This is a genomic window from Massilia atriviolacea, from assembly GCF_003953935.1.
In the GTDB taxonomy this organism is placed as follows: domain Bacteria; phylum Pseudomonadota; class Gammaproteobacteria; order Burkholderiales; family Burkholderiaceae_D; genus Telluria_A; species Telluria_A atriviolacea.
The window spans coordinates 1-655 of sequence record NZ_RXLQ01000069.1 but is presented as its reverse complement, the minus strand read 5'-3'; the positions used below and the strand labels follow the sequence as shown (position 1 = coordinate 655).

1 protein-coding gene is annotated in these 655 nt (G+C 63.4%); it reads right to left on the bottom strand.

Going from position 1 to position 655, the window contains the following annotated elements; translation table 11 throughout:
• Nucleotides 1–655 (bottom strand): AMP-binding protein (locus EJB06_RS31575; protein WP_164558112.1); only part of this gene is annotated, 655 nt, incomplete at both ends.

Here is a 655-nt window from a genome sequence, read left to right as displayed (position 1 = left end):
TTCCGGTGCTCGATCATCACGCCCTTCGGCATGCCCGTCGAACCCGACGTGTAGATGACGTACGCCAGATTGGACGACGCCACATCGGCACGAACGTTCCCGCTGCTCTGCTCCGCGATCGCCGCGCTGTCCACCAGTACCACCGGAACCGCGTGCGCTGGCAAAACGCCGGCCAGCAGTTCCTGCGTCAGCAAAGCGGCAGGAGCGCAGTCGGCCAGCATGTACGCCAGACGATCGGCCGGATAGGCAGGATCGAGAGGGACATACGCGGCACCGGCCTTCAGGATACCCAGCAAGCCGACAACCATGTCGATGCTTCGTTCAAGGCATATCGCCACGCAGTCATCGGCTTGCACGCCCATCGAACGCAGATGGTGCGCCAGCTTATTGGCCCGCTGGTTCAACTCCGCGTAGGTCAGCGTACTGCCTTCGAAGATCAGCGCCGGTGCGTCGGGAAGGCGCGCGGCCTGGTCCTCGAACAATTGATGGATCAGACCTTGCTCCGGGAAGGCGAGCGCGCTGTCGTTGAATTGCTCCAGAATGCGGCAGCGCTCCGCGCCGCTTAACAGGTCGAGCCGGCTCACACGCTGCTCTTCATCAGCCGCCATAGTCCCCAACAACACTTCGAAGCGCGCCGCGAGGCGCTCCATCGTCG